This window comes from Bacillus cereus group sp. N8, from assembly GCF_016483685.1.
Lineage (GTDB): Bacteria > Bacillota > Bacilli > Bacillales > Bacillaceae_G > Bacillus_A > Bacillus_A proteolyticus.
On sequence record NZ_JAEHBK010000038.1, the window covers coordinates 1 to 23,296 of the forward strand.

Here is a 23,296-nt window from a genome sequence, read left to right on the forward strand (position 1 = left end):
CGAGCTCCGATAGAATATCGAATCTCGATGGCTGCTTAGTCTTTTTAATATTGTCTACTTGACAGGGATAAGACCAATTCAGGTCCTTTTTTAAATTATTATGTTATCCATTTAAGAACCTTACCACTTCGGGCTCAACCTGTCCTGCAGCTGTATGTGGGTGTTGGACGTTTAGTCCAAATAGATGAAGATACGATTGAATTGGGTGGTATTTTCATACTTCCGAAATATAGGGGACTACACTTAGCAGGAGAAATCGTTGCATTTTTAGTACAACCGGCGAAAAAATCGCATATTCAAAATGTGTATTGTCTCCCTTTGAAGAATTAGGAAGCTTTTATAAAAAATACGGCTTTACTGAAGTCGATACTATTCAAGATGTTGTCTATCCAATTATTCTAAAAAATATAATTGGTGTTTAGAAATGAATTTATTGCAATTAAACTGTAAGAAGATATTTCGTAGTACTTAGTGGTTTTCACAAGAATACAATACGGTATACTACAAATAAAGTTTTGTTCTAATCAATGGAGATATAATCATTTTTGTAATTCACATTCGCACTTCTTGTTCTTGTAATACTTGGATAGTTAATTCCAATACGATATTTCGCATTAACTGATACATATTATCATGAGATGTACTTTGTTCTATAGTATATTCAATGCATTGATAGATATAGCCTTCTACAAGTAAGCCCGCTTTTTCAACTGTTACCGGATTCTGCCCTGTCTTTTTTATTTTTGGTAATAAAATTTCATTTTTTGTCAAAATAATTTCCTGTGACACATCTTTTATTTCTGTGAATTTTTCTTTAAATACCACCTTTTCTCGTAAACTAATTTCACCTTTATACCTCCCTATTTCTATTGGTAGTTTCACTGTTATATAATCATTAAATTCACCCTCACTTTCCTTCTCTAATATCATACTGTGGATAGGAATCCACGAAGATGCCTCGATCCTATTTTTTTCAATATCATCTTCGACTTTAAGGTTAGAAAATTCTAAAAACTCTCTCTTTTCATGGAGATTTGAAGAAACTAATTTACAATAAGCCTTTCCATGATAATATTGCACTGTAGTTAATAACTTTGCATCTAGCTCTCGACACCCTGCATTTTTTTCATTTTGAAATACAAATGCTTCTTGTTCTTTCATACTTATATTAGGGAATTTCAAAAAACTAGGCACTTCTGAAACAATAGCAAATGGTGTTTTCATTACCATTGAACGCAATGAAGACTTTATTTCTGATTCAGTTTCTTCTTCTTGCTCTGATTCTGTCTCTCCATCTTTTTTCTCTAATTCAGTTTCTTCTTCTTCTTGCTCTGATTCAGTTTCTTCTTCTTGCTCTGATTCTGTCTCTACATCTTTTTTCTCTAATTCAGTTCCTACATCTTCTTGCTCTGATTCAGTTTCTAGACCTTCCTTTTTTTTTCTTATTTCGCATGAATTATCTTGAATATTCGGCTTTTTCTCCTTGTAAATTTTGTACCATATTCCCTTGCCAATCCATGGCCTATTCATCAACATCCCCCCATCTGAAAAAATTCATAAAATATGTTTTTAGTACGCGACCATTTTCATCATTATATATGTTTTATAATAATAAAAAAGACATTGTCTTATTGTTCTTATGCTTGTACTTATAACACTTTTAAAGTAAGGTCTAACACAATTTTTTCACGAAGTGTATCATACGAATCATTTAAAGGTGTAGGGCATGGCAAAAATCTATCTCATAGAAATCTAGACTTTCAAAGAGCATACTTATTAGTGTGCTCTTTTCATTTGCTAGTAAATAACTATTTTGTATTAAATCCGCACTATCCTAAGAAGCATATATACGATATCATGTGGTATTCTTTTTCAATATTAGTTTTAATCATAGAGCGCCTTAGAAAGCGCTCTTTAATTTTGCTTAATTTCTACTGTATATTTTTATACGTAATTCATATACTTTAAATAACCTGTTATATCTTAAACTAATATTTTAGTGCCATTCTACTTTTTTTGAGACAACAAGCCCTCCGGTTGTTGTCTTTTTTTCGCCATTCAAATAAGGATTTTGTATAAAAACTGCACAGCCATAAAAAACATACATACACTATGATGTGCACCTTTTTTCTATATGACTCTTGGTCAAAGAGCGCCTTAAAAAGCGCTCTTTTTATTTAAATAACTATTTTGTTAAATTTATAAAATACAATCACTTGCCCATTTCACTTTACACTCCCCTACATTTATTATTGGTATTAAAATCTTTTCAGAGGTGAAAATATAATGGATGAATTTCTGTCTCCCGCTGCTCTAAACCCAGATTCAATCGGTTCAACAGGGCCGACTGGACCTACTGGAAATACTGGATCTACCGGCGACACTGGACCTACTGGACCGTCCGGAATAGGGATTACTGGTCCGACTGGCAGCACTGGACCTACCGGAATCACTGGACCTACTGGATCTACTGGATCTACTGGATCTACTGGATCTACTGGATCTACTGGATCTACTGGATCTACTGGACGTATTGGACGTACTGGACCTACTGGACCTACTGGACCTACTGGACCGGGAGCTATAGAATCTGCATTCAGGGCAAATATAGGAGATGATGAACAATTTACTGTTGCTTTTGCCCCTCAAACTGTAAATTTCACAACTGAACTCTTTGATTTTAATAATGAATATGATGGTATAAATACTTTTACAGCCAAACAGGAAGGTGTATACCAAATTAATGCAAATTTGACATTTGAACCTGTATTCGTCCAGCCTTTTGTGGGAATGTTAGATTTATTTGTCAATGACACTTCCGTTTATCGAGATATAAAAGACGATGTTACTAGTTTCAGCGTATCCACTATCTACGGATTACATCCAGGTGATACCGTAAGAGTAGTATTTCTTGCTACTATAAAAGGTAGAATTTTAGCTTTACCGACTCCATCAATGCTTAGTTTTTCTGCAGCAAGATTCCCACTTACAAGTCCTATACCTTAAGTTCTTACCATTTTCTATACCCATAATGATAAATGAAGGGGAATTTCTAATAACATAATTTATATAAACAAAAATTCCCTTTCTATATTTTAGAAAGTCTCTTCAAAATTTTTAAATACATTTAGCAATAAAATAACGCTTTTATATGAAAGTCGTACACATTTTTCACACATCAACCATCACAATTACTTGAAAACTCGCGATAATATTAATTCGTCGAATACGCCAAATTTCGACATTGCACGACAATAATATCTCTCCTCTAAAATCCCTGTGCCCGCAGGGATTTTCTCTTTTATTCATTACTTTTTGTTGCACTGAATTCCCATCCTGATTGAACTACCCCCATTTTCCGCAATTGCGTTTGCACCAGAAGCATATGCATGCGTAAATTTATTCTCTAATAGCTTCATAACAACCACCATGCCTTTTTAGAAAAATTGTATTAATTATCAACAATATTATTTTGTCGAACAAAATATATACATTCTTCAAGCGATTAAATATCTCCGCTTATTTCATATTCATATATTCTTCTAAAGTTAAGTGTTTCTTATATATATTTTCAGCAATATCTCCAACGTAGCGTATGTGCCAAGGCTCATACGCATATCCAGTAATGCTCTCCTTACCTTTTGGGTAACGAATGATAAACCCTGCACGATGTGCGTTATCTTTTAGCCATTTGCCTTCCTTCGTATTCGCAAAGGATAGCTCTAGTTCATTGTTCGCGCTTTTAGAAGAAACATCCATTGTTAACCCTGTTTGATGTTCACTATGTCCAGGCTTTGCCGAGAAACGATCCGTATGCTCTTGCCCATTCTTTTTAACATTGCTGGCATACAGATTTTTTTGATACTCATAGGAACGAAATCCTGAAACTGCATTCAGCTGAATTCCTTCTTGTTTTGCTAAATCAAATAACTTTTCTAGTGCATCAGCTGCCTCTTTACGAAGGTGACTCTTTTCTACCGTTCCACTAAATGAGAATGGTACATTTGGGACAACTAAATCATTTGGCTTATAGTTTTCAGGCAATCCATATTCCTTATTCACTACAGCCTCTATACTAGCAAAAGAACTTTCTTTCTCTTTATTTATGGAGTTTTCACGATTTTCATAGTTTGTCCTATTTGGTCCTTTACCAATAGATATGTTGGTGTAAAGAATAAAAATACCTAACACCACAATCATACAAGTGAAGATTCCTACTAATTTAAGTCTCATAATTCATTTCCTTCCTGCCACTCTAAATGTTTCTCGTTCATCATACTGCAACCACATCAAATTCATATTAACTTGATGTGAACTTTTGTTCTTAACATATTTTATAACAGAAAGACAGCATATCCTTATATACGTTGGAAAGGCTTTAGATACGAACACGTAGAAACCAATTCTAGTCATACATATAGATAAATAATCTAAAAATTTGTACAATAAGATTAGAAGTGAAGCATTCTATTATAGAAAGGTCTTGGTATAATGCTAGGTATTGATGTAAAAAAAACAGAAGAAGAATTAATAATTAAATGGCAATTGGCGAAGGTTACAATCCCTTTACGCGATGTGATTGAGGTTACTGAAGATGCTACCTATGCTGGCGTTGAATATCCTAGTGCAATCCGTATTGGAGCAGCATATGGGACAACAGACCGTATTTTAATCAAAACGGTAAAACAAAATTATGTACTGTTTACTACGAACAAAGTGTCGATTTTAAAGGCTATTCGTGCTTAAAAAAGGTCATATAAATTGAATCAAACAAAGTGTGAATAAAGCAAAGGAGAGGAGTTATAGAATAGACTCCTCTCCTTTCTTATATTGAAATGAATTTTATGCTCCATATTCACTACAGTATAGCTTTTACAACATAAGAACGTCTCACTGTTTTGATTCTGGATATTACTAATCTTATTAAGACCAAATCCACACATCATCATTATTCTGAGTGCTATTGTTTACCTCATGCACTTTTTCGATATGATCAACTGTGTTGTAGTTAATCGAAATGCCGCCCCAGCCTACATACTTCATATCAATTTTGACTTTCTCACCCATTTTAAATACTTGTCCCTTTGTTAGGAACACGTCAATAATATCTTTCTCCCCATTTACCGATGGATACTCCACTACGACATATTGAGTAGCACCGTCTCCCTCATCTTCCATCGTTCCTACTTTTGATACTTTGTGATTTGAACCATAAATTTGCCAGGTTGGCAGGGTTATGGTTCTTTTTGCTTGCGACAAACTTATGGTTCCAAAAATAGGGGTCCAATAGTGAAAATGCATGCCTTTATTTTATTAGCTTGATAGCGATGGGTGCTATCCCTACATGTTTTGAATAAGAATAAGTAAAAAAAGAACCCTAAGGTTCTTTTTTGTTTTATGTTATTGTTTGTGACTTATAAGTAAAGTGAAATTTTTTATTTAAAAAGCATTGGTAAAAATCCAAAAATGTCGAAAGCAAGGTGGCAAATCCAACTAACCCAAACGCTTTTTGAATTTTTCCATATATAATTCAGTAATAACCTAACAGGGACTATAGTTATCAATAATTGCATTGGCACAAAACCATAAGCAGGAATATGCCACAAAGCAAACAGAACACTACATATTATTGATGCTGTACCAAATCTTAATCCTAATTTTTGTAATGCAATGATTAAGTTAGTACATAGCAATTCTTCACCCATTAACATGAATGGTACACGGAATAAAATCATGGAAACACTTATTACTTCAGCAACAGAATTTGTAGTTGGAGGTTCAAAAATATAGCCATATATTGCGTCAAAACCCATGCCCACGATAATTGTTAAAGGCAAACCCCAGAGTAATGTTTTAAATTTAAAATGTTTAAATTGATCTAACGATATTTTCCCTAAAAAATAGTATCCTATAAGTCCACATAATACAAGATTCCATGAAGCTCCAAGAATCAATATTAATAATTCAGGTATATTTCCTCCTAAAAATGCGAAACTTTGATATACAATCCCGGAAGTAATTAATAATCCAAAAGCTAAAAGAGATTTTGAATCACTTTTCTTCTCTGTTTGCATAAGCTTCGTTTCCACAACAACCCCTTCTTTCTTATTATTTTGTGAATTACAAATATATAATAGCATACCCCCCCCCTAATTAATGGTAATTACAATGAGTACAATAACTTTTATTTAATATTGTTTTATAATTGCGGTAAATAAATTTCTCAAACAGTCTTAATAATCATTTATTAAAATTATGAATAGACGATTATTGTATTCCTAAGAAAAAAATAAAAAACTTTCAATTGTACAAGGTATTTCCAATGAAAAAATATTTGGTTTTAAATGTTGGAGATGGACTACTACTATTTCTTGAGGCAAGTATATAAGTTAATAAAAGATTTATGGCAATGTAATGCTTCAAATATTACAAGGATGTTCTCTAAAAACTATGCTTTCTGGCAATATTATGGTTCAAATTGTGGCGAACTTTTGATTCAAATCACATACTTCTCCGATTACATAATCAGGCGAGCCATCTTCTTTCAAATGCATACCTAATTTGTTTGTCGTATTTTCAACTTCTGTTCTACTTTTCTTTTATTTTAGACGCATCATACCCTTTTGATGTTGCATAATCCTCCACACTCCAAATGCCACGTTTTTCTTTTTGCGCTTTCTTTTGCTTCTTCTCCAAATAATCTACATACTTCGTATTAGGCTGATAAATATAGGCAACACGTGCCAATCCCCTTTCCACAAGCATTCGATTTAAGGGTTGTCCCTCGCCCCACACGTAGACCACTAATCTTGTAAGCTTATCACGTTCCCCTACATCCATTTCTAACTCTACTTCTTTTCCCACTGGTGCATACTTTGCGGTAAATGCTGCTCCTTCTAATCCGAATGGTTGGAGCCCTAGTCTTGGATGATGTACTTCAGGCGTATCAATACATAAAAATCTTACAACTTCTACTTTACCGTTTGCTAACTTCACGCGAAGCGTATCGCCGTCGATATGTTCCAGTATCGTAGCTTTGATGATCCTATTTGCATTTTGTTTCTTACTCTCCCCAGATACTGGCTTCATCACCTGATTGACCAATTCTGGATGCTTCAGTTTACCCATATCCTCTTCTTTTTTTATAGGTACGGACGCTGCCTCATAACTATCCTGTTCAGTTTTATTTTGTTTTGTTTCGCTTCCTTTCTGCTAGTCTATCTCCGCTACATTTCTTGTAATGGAAATCCCAGTGTCATCTTTGCTACTACACCCTGTTACCAATCCTAAAAACATGCACAATGTAGAAATGAACCACAAAAATTTCTTCATCGTATCCCTCCCTCTCTTCTTGTATTTCTTCCCCTACATCATAACGGGATTAGAATCATTGTTGGAAAAACAATCGATTTCTATGATTTAGCACTGATTTATGTATTGAATCATCGCAAAACTCCTCCACTCTATCAAATTTACTTTTTCTGATATGTACGCAGGATTCCCCCTTACATGTACCGAAACCACAATAGGGACACATTCCACTAATTACCATCCCTATTTCATACCATTACATTTTGGAGGTTAAACAGGATGAAAAAAAAGAAGTTACATAAATCAGCACTTTCTTTTACCCTACTCTTATCTTTAGGAGTTTCTTCTTTTCCGCTTACAACAACTATTCACGCGGATACACAAGGGACACAAACTACAGAAAAGAAACAAGTCTCTTTAACGGAGCGTACGTCTTTATTTTTTGAATATCTCCAGCAAGGTAAATATGTAGAGGCACTTCAATTGACGTCTGCAGCTTTTCAATCCAGGTTTACGGCAAATATATTACAAAGCTGGTGGACACAAAGTGGCGGGAGCAGGATTACAAGCATGGGAACGCCTGTTATAAAAGAACGAAACTTGGTCCATCAAACGGTTGAAATTCAAGGAGCTATCGAAGGAACTACTATTCCACTACTCCTTAAATTCACGCCTGGCGGCAAAGTAGATGAAGTTGGAGTAAGAACGACGCCCGAGAAATCTTATACCATCCCGCATCCTAGCTATGACCAACCTGATTCCTATCAAGAACGCGAAATCGTCATTGGAAATGCTACATACCCCTTACCAGCCACATTAACGGTTCCAAAACATAAAGCTGGCGAAAAAGTGCCTGTTGTTGTTCTTGTTCACGGTTCTGGTCCGCATGATCGTGATAGTACATTTATGGGAGCTAAAATCTTTAGAGACCTTGCAGCTGGTCTTTCATCAAGCGGTATCGCAGTGTTACGTTACGAGAAACGTTCCTTAGAACACGGTTTTAAAATGAGTGCAGAACCTGTTACCTTAGACCGTGATACTACAGATGATGCCATATATGCAGCTAAATCGGCAGCACAACAGGAAGGCATTGACCCTGCTAACATTTTCATTCTCGGACATAGTCAAGGAGCTGGCACAATGCCACGTATATTAAGCAAAGCACCTGCATCACTTGTGAGAGGAAGTATTTTAATGGCACCACCTGCGCGTCCTTTTACTGACATACTCCTTGATCAGTATCAGTACCTCGGGGCGCAAAAGGAATATATTGATGAACTAAAAAAACAATTTGCCTATATTGAGGATCCAACTTTTGATCCAGATCATCCACCAGCTGGTTACAATTATCTTTCTCCACATTTCATGTATGATGTAACTCGTTGGCGCCCAGTTGAGGAAGCGAAATCACGAAAAGAACCATTACTAATTCTGCAAGGCGCACGTGATTATCAAGTAACAGTAAAAGATGAGTTTACGAGATGGCAAGAAGGACTTTCAAGCTACAGTAATGTTCAGTTCAAAGAATACCCGAAATTGAATCACTTTTTCACGGAGGGAGACGGAGAATTAAGTCATCCTAGTGAATACGAAGTCCCTTCCAATGTTCCTGCGTATGTCATCCAGGATATTGTTGCATGGGTCAATGCGACAAAGAAATAAGAAAACAACAAAAGTACTTGAATAACATAGTAGAACAAGATCATCGCTTTATAAAGAGGCGAATTCGTTCTATGCTAGGGTTCAAATGTTTTGACACAGCTACATCCATTCTTTCTGGAGTAGAAGCCATGCATATGATTAAAAAAGAACAGGTTGATTTACGGGACCAGTCTGTCCAAAATCAGAAAGAATTCATCCATCAATTGTTTGGAATTGCAGCATAAGATACGATTCCGTTAGGAATATATGTGCTTTATTCTCCTATATTTTATTTTTGCACCAGAATCCTCATATTAGTAGTTTTTCCTGTTTCTATTGATAAATATAAAAATACTGCCTAGCACACTTAATGAAAGCACAAAATATAACAATAAATCAGGTAGAAATTCTGAAGGAACAATATCTATCGATTGAAAAATAATAATAGCAATGATACCTAAATATAGGATGTTGTACAACACATTATTTGTTTTATATTGAATTTCTTTCCCTCTTTCGTCTTTTGCTTCATCACTTGATTGAAATTTTATTACATACATCTGACTGATGAATATTAAAACTAAAAATAAAGATTTTAACCACAACATATGTCTCACTCCTCCTGATAATCGAACACGTCAGTTATTGACTTTTCAAATATATTTGCAATTTTAAAAGCAAGAATTAGAGAAGGGTTATATTTATTTTTTTCAAGAGTAGCGATAGTTTGACGACTAACCCCCACTCTTTTTGCCAGTTCTTCTTGAGTCCAACCTTTTTCTGCTCGACAAACTACAATCTTATTATGTAACAATAGCAACACCTCTTGAAAAGATTGTAATTTATTTCTTACAATTAGTAAAGTATTTTTGACAAAATGTTTTTTGTAATTAAACATACACACAAAAAATATCCCTTTATACAAAGGGATAAAGCGGTGCAACTTTCTTTAAAACGGTACATCTTTTTTATAAACAGTACGACTTTATTTCAAAGGTACAGTTAGATTTGAAATTTTCAAGAACTTCATGAAGATATTAGGTTTTTATTAGGGATAGTCAAAATTCTTATCTTGATAGCGATGTGGTTCTACCCCGAAAAGAAGTTCCTTTTTTCTGAAAATGTATATAAACGCAAAATGTATTATAAATATCCGGATAAGATTTTATATTTCATTAATTTATTCCTTTCCATCTACATTAATCATTTATTGCAACAGCTTTCACGTCTAAAATAAGATGTTTCAACAAAGGAAAGTATAAGTATCTTTATAATGATTTTCCAATATAATCAATGTGTTAATGAAAGGAACTCTGTGTTATTTTTGCTTTTCTACTAACTAATACAGCTTCAAACAATGGACACAATTGCTACATGCCAAGTGTAATTTATTACCCATTCAAGATTCTGTTTATTCAATCTTTCTAAAAATAAAAAAATATTAGACTCATAAATATACAAGTTATAATGAGGGCGTCGAGAAATAATCTATTACCTCTAGAGAAAATATCAAACCTAGTTCTGGTGCAAAAATTCTAAAGACCGTGCAAGTAACCTTCTAAAATTGGACATACTGATACGATTACTCTAAGAAAGGTGTGTGATCAGAAGGAAAATTTATTAACATGAGATATGAAAGCGTTATCAACTGGATCTTATTTTGAATTGGTCATTCAAATATCTTAGATTCAACTGCACTGAAAAATAACAAATTATGGGAGTGCTTATATGAACATGAATGTAGCTTCTATTAAAGAAAAAAAGGTTGTTAAATACAAAAGTTGTTTTGATGTGATTGGGCCGGTAATGATAGGTCCTTCAAGTTCACATACTGCAGGTGCTTTGGCTATTGGAACAGTTTCCAACAAATTATTTCAAGGTCTTCCAAAAAAAGTCGTGGTAAGGTATTATGAATCATTTGCTGAAACCCATAAAGGACACGGAACTGATTTTGCAATTATTGCTGGGATATTAGGATTTGCTGCCGATGACAGCAAAGTACCAGATGCTATTAAAATAGCAGAATCTAAAGGAATTGACATTACCTTTATTGAAAAAGCGGGTGATAGTCCTGCTGGTCATCCAAATACGGCAGATGTATATTTAGAGGATGAAAGCCGAAGTATTAGAACGATGGGTATTTCGGTCGGCGGTGGATTAATTGAAGTCAAACATGTTGAAATAGACGGATTTAGCTTAGATCTGCAGGGGCCATTGCCAGTTATTATTGCGATTTCCGAAAGAGCTGACTTTGAATTTGTCTTACGCAGGATCTTTAAACAATATGATGTTGAAATTAACAACTTTCATAGTTTAGAAGAAAACGGAAAATATTTATATGCATTCGCTTTGGATTCGCTATTGCCTGGTAATGTTCAGAAGGAATTAGGAAATTTAAGCAATATAGCTAATCTCATTATTCTTTAGTTACATTAAGGAGTGAAAAAATATGTATATGACCATAAAAGAAATTGTGGATGCAGCTAATAAAAGCCAAAAGCCAATCTATGAATTAGCAATAGAACAGGAAATCGAACAAACTAAAACATCTTATGAAGAAGTTTGGAGTAAAATGGAAAGAAATTTAGCGACTATGGAAAATGCCATAAATAAAAGTATCGAGGGCGACGGGGTATTTTCTCCAACCGGTTTAACCGGAGGTGATGCTGTTAAAATTAAAAACTATCGAGAAAATAGGAAAACTCTTTCTGGAGATTTGATGGTGCTAGGGATTCAAAGTGCCATCGGTGTTAATGAAGTAAATGCTGCATTAGGGGCTATTTGTGCGACTCCAACAGCAGGTGCGAGTGGGACGATCCCGGGAGTCCTATTTAGTATTAAAGATAAGTTGCAATTAAGTCATGAAGATATGATCCATTTTCTATTCACTTCAGCGTTATTTGGAACGATAGTCGCAAATAATGCTTGTATTTCAGGAGCGTACGGAGGATGTCAAGCTGAAGTAGGCAGTGCCTCAGCGATGGCGGCTGCAGCGGCGGTAGAAGCTGCCGGTGGAACGCCACAGCAATCTTCTGAAGCTTTCTCAACCGCATTACAAAATTTACTCGGTTTAGTTTGTGATCCGGTCGCTGGTTTGGTAGAAATTCCTTGTGTAAAGAGAAACGCCATTGGAACGGCAAATGCTTTAGCAGCAGCGGACATCGCATTAGCCGGCGTAAACAATATCATCAATGCTGACGAAGTTATTGAAGCGATGTATAGAGTTGGAAGACAGATGCCTCGCGAATTAAGGGAGACAGGTTTAGGCGGAATTGCGGCCACACCTACAGGGATTGCTATAAAAAATAAAATCTTTGGAGAGAAACAATCAAATCAATAAACAGTTATCGGAAATATTGTGAAATAGTTAACAATTCTATTTTCTATTGTTCTCCTAAGGATGTCTGTATATTAAGATCCATTATCACTAAAATGTACTACTATATAATTAAAATGTTTTGTAAGCGCTAATAAACCCATCAGGTTGATGACTAGCGAATTTTTCGATTTTGATCTACTTAGAAGAAGGACACACGATGTGGCGCACTTTGTAAGCAATTCATTCTTCAAGAACGATCTATATTCCTAAACCTTAAAAAGAGACGTAAGAATAGGACACAAGGAGGAATTATTATATGAATGGGAATACTGCAAAAAAAATAGAATTTCAAGCTGAAAATACTGCAGTAAAAAATGAGAAATATCCAGACCCTAAAAAGTGGCATAAACAGGATACTACCTGGGCATTGAGCCTTTTTGGAACAGCAATTGGAGCAGGAGTACTATTCTTACCTATTAATGCAGGTTCAGGTGGTTTATTATCATTACTGTTAATTACCCTACTTGCATATCCTGTTATGTATTACTCACATAGGGCGCTTGCTAAAATGATATACGCTTCCAATTCTGCTGATGAGGGGATTACAGGTACAATAAGAGAGTATTTCGGAAATAAGGCAAGTATCATTTTTAACATAGTATATTTCGTCTCAATTTATACGATCGTGCTGATGTATTCGGTTGCACTTACAAATACTGCAAGTAGTTTTATTGTGCATCAATTGCACATGCAGGAGCCTCCAAGGGCCATTTTATCGCTTGTATTAGTACTCGGTCTTATCGCTATACTAAATTTTGGTCAAGATATCACTGTAAAGATAATGAGCATGCTAGTATATCCTTTCATAGCTTCTCTACTTTTTATCTCAATATCTTTGATTCCACAGTGGAATACGTCAATGCTTAGTTTTTCAAGTGTTTCTACTGCTTCAACAGGAACAGGATATTTGGGAACGATATGGATGATACTACCAATCATAGTATTCTCGTTTAATCATTCTCCTATGATTTCGTCATTTGTTATGAAACAGAGAGCTACGTATGGAATAGAAGCTACTGATGCCAAATGTGCTCAAATACAAAAAGTTTGTTATATCATGACATTCGCTGTTGTTATGTTCTTTGTTTGGAGTAGCACACTAAGTTTGACTCCAGAGGATCTAAAAATGGCGAAAGAACAGAACTTATCAATCCTTTCATATCTTGCTAATGAGCTTAATTCGCCTGTAATCACGATTGCAGCTCCTATCATTGCTTTTGTGGCTATTACAAAGTCTTTCCTTGGCCATTATATAGGAGCATATGAAGTAATGCGTGACATGATTATTAAGTCCGGTAAAACACGCGGGAAAGATATAGGAGAAAAAACAGTTAAGACAATGATCCTTACTTTTGTCGTATTAACATGCTGGTATGTTGCTTATGCAAATCCAAGTATTCTTGGAATCATTGATGCCCTTAGCGGACCGTTAGTTGCTGCTATCTTATGTTTATTACCAATGTATGCAATTCGTAAAGTGCCTGTACTAGCTAAATATAGAGGGAAAATGAGCAATGTATTTGTCATTATTATAGGTATCCTTACTGTCCTAGCAAGTATTAAGTCATTATTCTAATTCACTATTGTTAGTTCTGATGCAAAAATAGTGAGATATGAAAAAAGAACGAAAGCTTCCTAGCGGAACTGAATTTTATATTGTTGAACCAAAGAAATCATGGTTTTGGACAAACTTTTCATCTTGGAGAGTTTGTCCTTTTTTGATTATATGCATAACTTCTATTCTTGCAATCACCTTTTTAGCTGTTTGCAATGATTTTAATCCAAGCATATTAGGGTGTCGTCCCATGTCCATCAAGCTAATAATTTGAAGTATTCCTTAAGGTTCTGATGAGATGTGGATTCAGTGTTAAAGGTGAAGACAACGGTTTTTTCCAATGCACGTAGATATGATTTAGAAGAATTTGTTCTCACCCTAAGCTATGCAATTAGTATGAGGAGAGCTTATTCTGTTTTAGAGGGCTATTCTACAATGTAGGTGCCGCATGACTTCTGCATAACGATCTTCCATTATCGGGCGCATTTCTTAAACAAGAATTGCGTCTTTATTAAGAATCGAAAACCATGAGTGATTTCAATAGCAGCTGTCTCCATGGGAGGAAAGACCTCGATAACAATGTGTGAAACGAAGACATCAATGTTGTAGTCAGTATATTTAGGTGAAAACAAGTCTAAAGTTCCCTTTTTTCTAGGAATCTCGAGCATTCAACCTACTGATAAAGGGAAACCTAAAGGGCATACTGAGATTATATTTAAAATGGGAGGTTATAAATTTGAGTACAATAGAGAATGCATTATCTATCTTCGCCTTAGGCGGCTTGAATGAAATCGGAAAAAATATGTATGCAATTGAATATTCAAACAACATCGTGATTATCGACTGTGGCAATAAGTTTCCAGATGAAAGTTTATTAGGAATTGATTTGATTATCCCTGATATAGCTTATTTAGTAGAAAATAAAGATAAAGTCAGTGCTTTAATTGTCACACATGGACATGAAGATCATATCGGGGGAATCCCGTTCTTCTTAAAAAAATTGAATGTACCCGTTTATGCCACACGCTTCACACTAGGATTAATTGAAATCAAATTAAAAGAACATAAACTCCTAAGAGAAAGTGAACTTATTGAAATCAACTCAAACTCAAACTTGACAATTGGAGAAATAAGGGTAAGTTTTTTCAAAGTGACCCATAGTATTCCTGATTGCTTGGGAATAGTCTTTCACACACCAGAGGGTAATATTGTACATACAGGGGACTTCAAGTTCGATTTAACCCCTGCGAATAATGAGAATTCGGATATTCATAAAATGGCTGCAATCGGCAAAGAAGGGGTCTTGCTTCTATTATCTGAGAGTACCAATGCAGAGCGTCCTGGTTTGACCCCATCGGAACAAATAGTAGGTGAACATGTGGAAGCAACTTTCATGAAAGCCGAACGCAAAGTTATTCTTTCTACCTTTGCTTCAAATATTAGTCGCGTTCAACAAGTCGTGAATGCGGCACAAAAAACAAATCGAAAAATTGCGTTACTTGGACGAAGTATGGTTAATGTCATAGCGGTCGCTATGGAACGTGGTTATTTAACAGTTCCAGATGGAATGTTAATTGACCCACATGAAATCAATGAAATGGCTCCTGAAAGGGTGGCCATTTTATGCACGGGGAGTCAAGGAGAACCATTGGCTGCTCTTGCTCGCCTGTCCACAGGAAACTTTCGCGGTGTCGACATTTTACCTGAAGATACGGTTATCTTTGCAGCAGGTCCAATACCCGGAAATGAACGAAATATCACGAGTATCGTAGACAATTTATTTGCACTTGGAGCCAAAGTGATTTATGGATCAGGAAGTACATCTGGAATGCATGTTTCTGGCCATGGCTATCAAGAAGATTTAAAACTAATGCTTACATTAATGAAACCAAAATATTTTATTCCCATTCACGGTGAATTTAGAATGCTGCACCATCACCGTTTGTTAGGGGAATCCGTTGGAGTAGAGCAAGGAAACACGTTTATCATCAATAATGGGGATGTCGTCGATATTGAACATACCATTGCCCGTCAGACCCGGAAAATACCGGTGGGGAATACCTACATAGACGGGGGGGATGTCGATAATATTGGGGAAATTGTGTTACGAGACCGCAAACAACTTTCAGAAGATGGGATGCTCATGATTATTTTAACTATGAGCAAAGCGGAAGGAACGTTGATTTCTGACCCCGATACCATTTCTCGTGGATTTGTGGATAGAGATTTCTCGGAACTCCGAAGAGACGTTAATCGACTTACTATAAAAACTGTTAACGAGCTACAAGAAGCAAATAGAAACTCATGGAATGTAATGAAAAAACAAATAAAAAAATCAATACGACAATATGTATATACACATACTAAGAAAAAACCAATGATTGTACCTATACTTATTGAAATTTAATAGGGGGGAAGTTTAAAAAAAATGTAAAAAACAAATTAGATTAATAAGAAAATACAGCAACAAAAAAGGAAGACACCCTCACAAGTGTCTTCCTTCATGTTACTGAAGTCCTTTCATAAAGCCTTGAATTTTGTTGATAGCATAAATAAGGCCATACTTACTAAGATAGATACAGCTCCAATAACTCCAAAGTAAATTATTTCTGTAGCAGGATCGTATAATTTCACAACCTGTGCATTTATGGCTTGTGCAGATGCAGTAGATAAAAACCATAAACTTATTGTTTGTGCTGAAAAAGCAGCCGGAGCTAATTTTGTTGTTATTGATAACCCAGAAGGCGATAAACAAACTTCACCAATTACTATTAATAAAAAACTAAGAACTAACCAGATAGGACTCACTAAATCAACGATGTTCAGTCTAAAACATTTTTCTAATTGAACAAAAATCCCCTTAGGTATTAATCAAAAAGAAACCTATACCAATTAGGTTTCTTTTTTCTATGGATACTAATTAGGAATACCGCCACATCACCATCAAGTTAAGACATTTATTGTTATCCCAACGAAAAAAGATTTAAACTCTTATAAGTGGATAACTGTAACGAAAGGAAATTTCGTTTAGGAGGAACTTCAAAATATTAGCTTGATGGACTTGGAGTAGCACCACACATCCATCAAATTAAAAGACCATTCTTGAAATTGATCTTTATGAAATATCACAAAAAAATTTATAGTAATAATTCTGGTGTTACCTCTCTAGTTATTAGGATATTTTTTCTTAATATATGCATACTAAGCCTACTATAAAAGTTACATAGAAAGTGAGGGAATCATGGCTAAATTTTTGAAGCGTTTAAAATATAGAGACAATCCTAAGTCATTTTCAATACGAGACAATACTCATTTTCAGAAAAAAAATATTGAAGACTCCCTCTTAGGCGCTGATTTATCGAAAAACATAGCTGATATTCAGAATATATTTCGTCAAGCACCTGATTTAGTGATTCGCCGGTTTCAAATAAAAGCAGATGGATTAGAAGCCGCTTTAGTATATTTGTCTGGATTAACAGATAAAGAATTGATTCAAAATCATGTTCTAAGTCCTTTGATGAATAGTAATTTTGATACCAATACGGAGCTTCCAATTCCATTAGGACAAATCAAAATTATTAATACGTGGAGTCAGATTGAAAATGCTATTTTTGGAGGAGATAGTATTTTATTAATCCACAGTCGAACAACAGCACATCAATTGGATACGAAAGGATGGCCACAAAGAAATGTTGAAGACGCTCATAACGAAATAGCTCTAAAAGGTGCGCATCAAGGATTTACAGAAATTAGAAGTCAAAATATCGCAATGATTCGAAGGTATATTCCTCATCGTGAATTAACGGTAAAAGAAATAGTAATTGGTGTACGAAGCAAAACGAGGATTTCTATTTTATATTTGAAAGATGTAGCTTCTGAAGATGTGCTGAAGGAATTAGAAACACGGATTCATAATATTACAGTCGACGCTGTTGCTAGTAATGGGGAACTTATAGAATTCATTGAAGATAACCCGTACTCACCGTTTCCACAATTTATATTAACTGAAAGACCTGATTTGGCAGTATCTCACATTCTACAGGGCAGATTTGTAACTGTAATGGATCATTCGCCTAATGTGTTAATTGCTCCAACAAATTTTATTTCCTTTTTTCAAGGAGTGGATGATTACGGTACAAGGTGGTTAGTTGCTTCGTCTATTCGGATGCTTCGTTTTATCTCCTTTATAATTGCTTTATTTTTGCCTGCGAGTTATGTTGCGTTTATTTCCTTTAATTTTGAAGTTATTCCTGTAGAGCTGTATTTATCTATTGCAGAATCAAGAACGCGCGTACCCTTTTCTCCAGTTATGGAAGCGTTACTTATGGAAATAACATTGGAAACGATGAGAGAAGGGGCTTTACGGATACCTACTCCGATCGGTCAGACAGTTGGAGTTGTAGGTGGTATTGTCATTGGACAGGCGGCTGTTCAGGCGGGAATTGTAAGCAACATTATGATTATTGTTGTTGCTATTACAGCCATCTCTTCTTTTGTTATCCCTAATTATGATATGGGAGCGGCAGTAAGACTTTTACGCTTTCCGATGATGCTAGCAGCTGCCTTATTTGGAATTGTTGGACTTGTTATCGGGTGGATGACTTTAATTGGACATCTAATCAGTCTTGAATCGCTAGGTACTCCTTACGGAACGCCATTAGCACCGTTTCGCTTTGCAGATATGAAAGATGCTTTTTTACGCTTTCCTTTATGGGCAATAAGAAGGCGTCCTAAGGGTAATGGAACCATTCAATCTATTCGACAAGGAAAGAATCCTAATAAAAGGTGAAATTATGAAAAAGTATGCCTATAATGACATCACTCTTATGCAGTATATTGTTTTAATCAATGGAATGCAGGTGGCCACTGGCGTTTTATCACTTCCGCGCGTGCTTGCAGAAAACGCTGGAACAGATGGATGGATAGCTATATTGATTGGTTGGATATTCTCCACAATATCAGGTGTTTTTATCGTGAAAACTGCTGCAAGATATCCCGAGGACACGATTTATGACATTCTTATACGATTGTTTGGAAAAATAGTAGGGAAAGCATTCGTTGTTATTTACATGATGTACTTCGCTTTTTATACTTGTATCGTTCTTGTAAACGCTATGCTTTTTCTTAAGGGATGGCTTCTTCCGAAAACGCCTGACTATATCGTTATCTTTTTGTTTTCGATTCCTACCTTTTTTGTTGCGCGTAACGGTCCTCGTATTATAGGGCGATACTCCGAACTTTTTTTTTATATGGCGCTTTGGATTCCGTTGTTTTTTTTGATACCGCTTAAAGAGAACGGAGGTTGGATGCCCTTATTTCCGCTATTAAAAGAAGGGTGGAAACCTGTATTAACGGCTGTACCGACCACTATTTTTGCTTATTTAGGGTTTGATATTGCTTTCTTTTTATATCCTTTTTTACAAAAAAAACAGTATGCAGTCCATGGAATGGTTATTGCAAACACATTAACGATGTTATTTTATTTATTTACTACTATTGTTTGTTTTGCTTATTTTAGCCCTGATAGCATTACGCAATATAATCAACCGGTACTAAATTTAGTGAAAGTAATTGAATTTCGTTTTTTAGAACGTTTTGACATGATTTTATTGGCTGTTTACTTAACCATTGTTTCCACATCATGGATTCCTGCCCTATACTGTTCTGTATTTTGTTCAAGCCAATTACTTGGAAAACAAGATCATCGCTCTCATGTAGTTGTTCTCTTATTGCTCATTATCGGCATCATATTTTGGACTCATCCTAGTTGGAATGAAGCCGAAATTTGGCAACAGGTATTTTCGAATGCTGGATTAGGATTAACCTATATATTACCTATCATTTTATGGCTGTACTGCTGTCTATACGAGAAGTTTCGCCAGGGGAGGATACATTGAAAAGAAAAGTACTATGTTGTATTTTATTATCGGTGTTCATGATGACTGGATGCTTTGATCAAACAAATGTTGAAGATGTTTCTCTTACTCTTGTTCTTGGTATTGATTTAGATCGTAATGATAATTTATTAGTGTATATATCTAGCCCTGTTTTCAATAAAGAAGCAAAGATAAAAGAAGAAACTACTGGTGTGAAATCTGCTACGGTTCGAAAATCTAGAGACCAATTTGATGCTACGGTTATGGCGCTTACCGCGGGAAGTAAAACACAGGTTATTTTAGTTGGAAAAAGGCTACTGAAACGAAAAAACTGGGAAAATCACCTCGATCCATTTTACCGAGATCCCAAAAATACAGTTACTGCAAGGGTTATCGCTGTAGATGGACCTGTTTCGGACGTCATCTTCTATAGCCCAAAAGATAAGCCGCGGCTTCCTATATATTTAACAAAACTAGTTGATACCGCTTCTTTAAGAAATATCACAGTAAAAACAACTCTTCAAGAACTATATGAACAAAGAGCAGACAAAGGGGTAACAGCAAATATTACAGAGGTGAAAAAAAAGAATAAAATATGGGTGACAGGTACAGCTTTATTGGATGAAAAAGGAAGGTATAAATTAACGCTAAAACCTGATGAAAACAAACTATTACGCATTTTGCAACAAGGAACTACAGGTGAGTTTCTATTTACAATTCCAATTAAGCTAAATTCGGATAGCCAAGATAAAGATTGGATAAGTTTTACTGCCTATGGTATTAAAGTAAAGACAAAAGCAAGATATGATAATCATTTTATATTTAATGTAGATGTAAAGATGAGAATCGGTATTACAGAACGGCTTTTTTCGTTTAATACAAGAAAGGACGCAGCAAAATTACAAAAGGCGATTGAAACTAAGCTGGAAGCTGATTTCAAGCAATTAATACAAAAAATACAAACTGCCAAAATCGATCCTATTGGGCTTGGAGGATATGCAAGAACTTACACATATCCAGAATGGAAAAAAGTCCAAAATAAATGGAATAATGAATTAGCAAAGGGTGATGTAAACGTCAAGGTCAACATTAAAATTGGCGGGATGGGAACGATTAAGTAACATGAATTCAACTGTAATTCATAATAAAATTGCAAGTACCTTCTATATTTAGAAGGGGAAATGCTTTTAATAGGGATCCGTCCCATCACAATCAAGCTAATAACAGCCAATACCCCAAAATGAGAAGATTGGTACCTCAAGGTAAAAATGTGAATTTTCGTTTTTGGGGTACTTCAAAATGTTAGCTTGATAGCGATGTGGCGAGATCCCTAGTAATAAAAACAGATGCTGTTTTCTAGCATCTATTTTTATTGTATGAGATTTCTAAAAAATAATACTTTACAAACACAACACCTTTAATTAGAATAATTCATATAATTCGACAAAACACGACAAAAGAAATAATTTATTAATTTTCAGAAAAAGAAGAACATTCTAGACTTTTTTGGTAGTGTCCATATGAATCAGATAGGTAGATAAGATAATAAGGTAAATACCCAATATGATTCAGTGTTTATGGAATTGATTCCTATGAAGATTCGAAGAAAAGGTTCTGGTAAATATTTCACATAACTCAACACTAGCATTTAATCGTTTTAAATTAGCTAAATCTATACAAAATTATGCATAAAACAAGTATTAGAAAAACATACCTTATTTTTTGAAGGGGACACAGAGGATATGAGGAAGCTATTAAAAAAGAAATCTGTTACACAACTGTTAGAACATAATGAGAGTAAGAACTTAACGAAGACATTAGGGTTATTTGATTTAATTATGTTAGGAATAGGTTCAATAATTGGAACAGGAGTTCTTGTGTTAACCGGATTAGTAGCAGCAAGAGATGCTGGTCCTGCAGTTATTTTTTCATTTGTACTTGCAGCAATTGTATGTGGATTTATCGCTTTATGTTACGCAGAAATTGCATCTGCACTTCCGACTTCAGGTAGTGTATATACGTACTCTTATGCAACGATTGGTGAGTTTGTGGCACATTTAGTGGGTTGGACGCTACTCTCAATTTATATCGTGGCTACAGCAGCGGTTGCTAGTGGTTGGACAGGGTATTTTCATAATTTAACAAGTGGATTGGGGTTAGAAATACCCAAATCACTGTTATCGATTCCATCACAAGGCGGTATTATGAATCTACCAGCCGTGGTCATTACATTAATCATTACATGGATGTTGTCACGTGGTACAAAGGAAAGTAAACGTATCAATAACATAATGGTGTTAATTAAAATTGGAATGGTTATATTATTTATTGTAGTTGGTGTATTCTATGTAAAGCCAGAGAACTGGGCACCGTTTACACCATACGGTTTTAGTGGCGTTTTAGCTGGTGGAGCAGCAGTATTCTTTGCTTTTATGGGGTTTGATATACTGGCAACTTCGGCAGAAGAAGTAAAAAATCCACAACGAAATCTTCCCATTGGTATTATTGTATCGTTAATTATATGTACAATTATCTACGTTATAGTGTGCCTTGTTATGACAGGCATGGTTTCCTATAAAGAATTAAATGTACCTGAAGCAATGGCTTATGTAATGGAAGTCGTAGGACAAGATAAAGTTGCTGGTGTAATTGCTGCAGGGGCAGTAATCGGTCTTATGGCTGTTATTTTCTCGACTATGTATGCAGCAACACGTGTATTCTTTGCTATGAGTCGTGATGGACTGTTACCAAAATCACTTGCGAAGATTAATAAACAGACTGGAGCACCAACTTTTACAATTGGATTGGCGGGAATAGGAAGCTCTTTAATAGCTGGATTTATTGACTTAAAAGAGTTAGCAAATTTAGTTAATATTGGCGGTTTGGTAACGTTCGCATTGGTTGGTGTATCAGTTATTATACTGCGTAAGACGCATCCAAATTTAAAACGAGGCTTTATGGTACCGTTTGTACCTATATTACCAATCATTTCAATTGTAAGTTGTGTATTTTTAATGCTAAATTTACCATTAAGAACATGGGTGTACTTCAGTATTTGGATAACTATTGGAGCAATACTATATTTCATTTATTCGATGAAACATAGTAATTTGAATGAGGAAACAATTTCAAAAGCAAATGATAAAATAGCGAGATAATATCGATGCCAAGTAACTGACAGACTCAACTTCCACAGTTGAGTATTGTTCATTTGTGGAATAGAAATTCGATCCCGTTAGATAAACAATAACAGAGGGTAATAGATTAAAATATAGGGATTCTCTATAGTAAGTATAAGTAAAAAGCTATAAAGTAATTCAAATAATAGTTCCAGAGTAAGAGTGTGTTTTTCGAAAATTCTTCGATTAAAACACACTCTTTTTCAATTCTTTGCAAAAGGCCGCTAAATCTGTTAATGCTGCTGAAAATTATAAAAACCATCTTGAAAGACAATATAAAGTATTATCTCGTAATGGTGCATATCGAAAAGCGAAACGTGATGCCGGAATTCCTAATTCTAACCCGTATCAAAGA

At 35.1% G+C, this 23,296-nt stretch carries 17 protein-coding genes and 6 pseudogenes; 13 read left to right on the forward strand and 10 right to left on the reverse strand.

The genetic code is table 11. From position 1 onward, the window contains the following. Positions 1–153: 153 nt before the first annotated feature. Positions 154–472 (forward strand): annotated as a pseudogene (locus tag JDS80_RS26800) (GNAT family N-acetyltransferase); the annotation flags it as partial. An 80-nt stretch (positions 473–552) separates the two neighbouring features. Here the strand turns inward: JDS80_RS26800 and JDS80_RS26805 are convergent. Both JDS80_RS26805 and JDS80_RS32425 read right to left on the reverse strand, forming a co-directional pair. After that, the gene (locus JDS80_RS26805) at positions 553–1,530 is read right to left on the reverse strand and encodes a BC_2427 family protein (protein WP_199640412.1); all 978 of its coding nucleotides are present in this window, start codon (positions 1,528–1,530) and stop codon (positions 553–555) included. A gap of 119 nt (positions 1,531–1,649) precedes the next feature. Then, a pseudogene (locus JDS80_RS32425) lies at positions 1,650–1,759 on the reverse strand (CsxC family protein); the annotation flags it as partial. 527 nt (positions 1,760–2,286) lie between these two features. Here JDS80_RS32425 and JDS80_RS31685 point away from each other — a divergent pair. Continuing rightward, positions 2,287–3,006 (forward strand): collagen-like triple helix repeat-containing protein, encoded by a 720-nt coding sequence (locus JDS80_RS31685; protein WP_242477423.1) that lies wholly within the window; start codon positions 2,287–2,289, stop codon positions 3,004–3,006. A gap of 513 nt (positions 3,007–3,519) precedes the next feature. Here JDS80_RS31685 and JDS80_RS26815 read toward each other — a convergent pair. Next, positions 3,520–4,233, reverse strand: a complete 714-nt coding sequence (locus tag JDS80_RS26815) for a M15 family metallopeptidase (RefSeq protein ID WP_071735009.1) — start codon at positions 4,231–4,233, stop codon at positions 3,520–3,522. Between the two features lie 258 nt (positions 4,234–4,491). Between JDS80_RS26815 and JDS80_RS26820 the strand changes: the two genes are divergently transcribed. Continuing rightward, positions 4,492–4,746: a SunI/YnzG family protein gene (locus tag JDS80_RS26820; protein ID WP_199640413.1), complete on the forward strand. Its 255-nt coding sequence runs from the start codon at positions 4,492–4,494 to the stop codon at positions 4,744–4,746. Between the two features lie 177 nt (positions 4,747–4,923). Here the strand turns inward: JDS80_RS26820 and JDS80_RS26825 are convergent. The 3 genes and pseudogenes from JDS80_RS26825 to JDS80_RS26835 all read right to left on the reverse strand — a co-directional run. After that, positions 4,924–5,199: pseudogene (locus JDS80_RS26825) on the reverse strand (hypothetical protein); the annotation flags it as partial. Between the two features lie 236 nt (positions 5,200–5,435). Continuing rightward, entirely contained in the window at positions 5,436–6,089 is a 654-nt protein-coding gene (locus tag JDS80_RS26830) for a CPBP family glutamic-type intramembrane protease (RefSeq protein ID WP_199640426.1), read from the reverse strand. 499 nt (positions 6,090–6,588) lie between these two features. Next, on the reverse strand, positions 6,589–7,128 hold the full coding sequence (locus JDS80_RS26835) for a thermonuclease family protein (RefSeq protein ID WP_242477424.1): 540 nt from the start codon (positions 7,126–7,128) through the stop codon (positions 6,589–6,591). Between the two features lie 462 nt (positions 7,129–7,590). Between JDS80_RS26835 and JDS80_RS26840 the strand changes: the two genes are divergently transcribed. Both JDS80_RS26840 and JDS80_RS26845 read left to right on the forward strand, forming a co-directional pair. After that, a complete protein-coding gene (locus JDS80_RS26840; RefSeq protein ID WP_199640415.1) occupies positions 7,591–8,973 on the forward strand; it encodes an alpha/beta hydrolase family protein in 1,383 nt (460 codons plus the stop codon). A gap of 2 nt (positions 8,974–8,975) precedes the next feature. Beyond that, positions 8,976–9,197 (forward strand): annotated as a pseudogene (locus JDS80_RS26845) (DDE-type integrase/transposase/recombinase); the annotation flags it as partial. Positions 9,198–9,266: 69 nt separating this feature from the next. Here the strand turns inward: JDS80_RS26845 and JDS80_RS26850 are convergent. Continuing rightward, on the reverse strand, positions 9,267–9,560 hold the full coding sequence (locus JDS80_RS26850) for a hypothetical protein (RefSeq protein WP_002169412.1): 294 nt from the start codon (positions 9,558–9,560) through the stop codon (positions 9,267–9,269). A 5-nt stretch (positions 9,561–9,565) separates the two neighbouring features. Further along, positions 9,566–9,766, reverse strand: a complete 201-nt coding sequence (locus JDS80_RS26855; RefSeq protein ID WP_002094847.1) for a helix-turn-helix transcriptional regulator — start codon at positions 9,764–9,766, stop codon at positions 9,566–9,568. A gap of 914 nt (positions 9,767–10,680) precedes the next feature. Here JDS80_RS26855 and JDS80_RS26860 point away from each other — a divergent pair. From JDS80_RS26860 to JDS80_RS26870, 3 genes are all read left to right on the forward strand, one after another. Next, entirely contained in the window at positions 10,681–11,379 is a 699-nt protein-coding gene (locus JDS80_RS26860; RefSeq protein ID WP_071770624.1) for a serine dehydratase beta chain, read from the forward strand. Between the two features lie 22 nt (positions 11,380–11,401). Continuing rightward, a complete protein-coding gene (gene sdaAA / locus JDS80_RS26865) occupies positions 11,402–12,292 on the forward strand; it encodes an L-serine ammonia-lyase, iron-sulfur-dependent, subunit alpha (protein WP_199640416.1) in 891 nt (296 codons plus the stop codon). Positions 12,293–12,587: 295 nt separating this feature from the next. Further along, entirely contained in the window at positions 12,588–13,907 is a 1,320-nt protein-coding gene (locus JDS80_RS26870) for an aromatic amino acid transport family protein (protein WP_199640417.1), read from the forward strand. 75 nt (positions 13,908–13,982) lie between these two features. Here JDS80_RS26870 and JDS80_RS26875 read toward each other — a convergent pair. Continuing rightward, positions 13,983–14,123: pseudogene (locus tag JDS80_RS26875) on the reverse strand (IS6 family transposase); the annotation flags it as partial. Between the two features lie 499 nt (positions 14,124–14,622). Here JDS80_RS26875 and JDS80_RS26880 point away from each other — a divergent pair. After that, positions 14,623–16,293, forward strand: a complete 1,671-nt coding sequence (locus tag JDS80_RS26880) for a ribonuclease J (RefSeq protein ID WP_199640418.1) — start codon at positions 14,623–14,625, stop codon at positions 16,291–16,293. A gap of 99 nt (positions 16,294–16,392) precedes the next feature. Here JDS80_RS26880 and JDS80_RS26885 read toward each other — a convergent pair. Then, positions 16,393–16,697: pseudogene (locus tag JDS80_RS26885) on the reverse strand (POT-type proton-dependent oligopeptide transporter); the annotation flags it as partial. A 430-nt stretch (positions 16,698–17,127) separates the two neighbouring features. Here JDS80_RS26885 and JDS80_RS26890 point away from each other — a divergent pair. The 4 genes from JDS80_RS26890 to JDS80_RS26905 all read left to right on the forward strand — a co-directional run bounded on the left by JDS80_RS26890 (position 17,128) and on the right by JDS80_RS26905 (position 22,920). Next, positions 17,128–18,675, forward strand: coding sequence for a spore germination protein (locus tag JDS80_RS26890; protein ID WP_199640419.1), 1,548 nt, complete (start codon positions 17,128–17,130; stop codon positions 18,673–18,675). A gap of 4 nt (positions 18,676–18,679) precedes the next feature. After that, complete coding sequence (locus JDS80_RS26895; protein WP_199640420.1) at positions 18,680–19,783, forward strand: GerAB/ArcD/ProY family transporter; 1,104 nt, start codon at positions 18,680–18,682, stop codon at positions 19,781–19,783. Further along, the gene (locus JDS80_RS26900) at positions 19,780–20,883 is read left to right on the forward strand and encodes a Ger(x)C family spore germination protein (protein ID WP_199640421.1); all 1,104 of its coding nucleotides are present in this window, start codon (positions 19,780–19,782) and stop codon (positions 20,881–20,883) included. The genes JDS80_RS26895 and JDS80_RS26900 overlap by 4 nt, the downstream gene beginning before the upstream one ends. 621 nt (positions 20,884–21,504) lie before the next feature. Next, positions 21,505–22,920, forward strand: a complete 1,416-nt coding sequence (locus JDS80_RS26905) for an amino acid permease (RefSeq protein WP_199640422.1) — start codon at positions 21,505–21,507, stop codon at positions 22,918–22,920. The last annotated feature ends 376 nt before the right edge of the window (positions 22,921–23,296 follow it).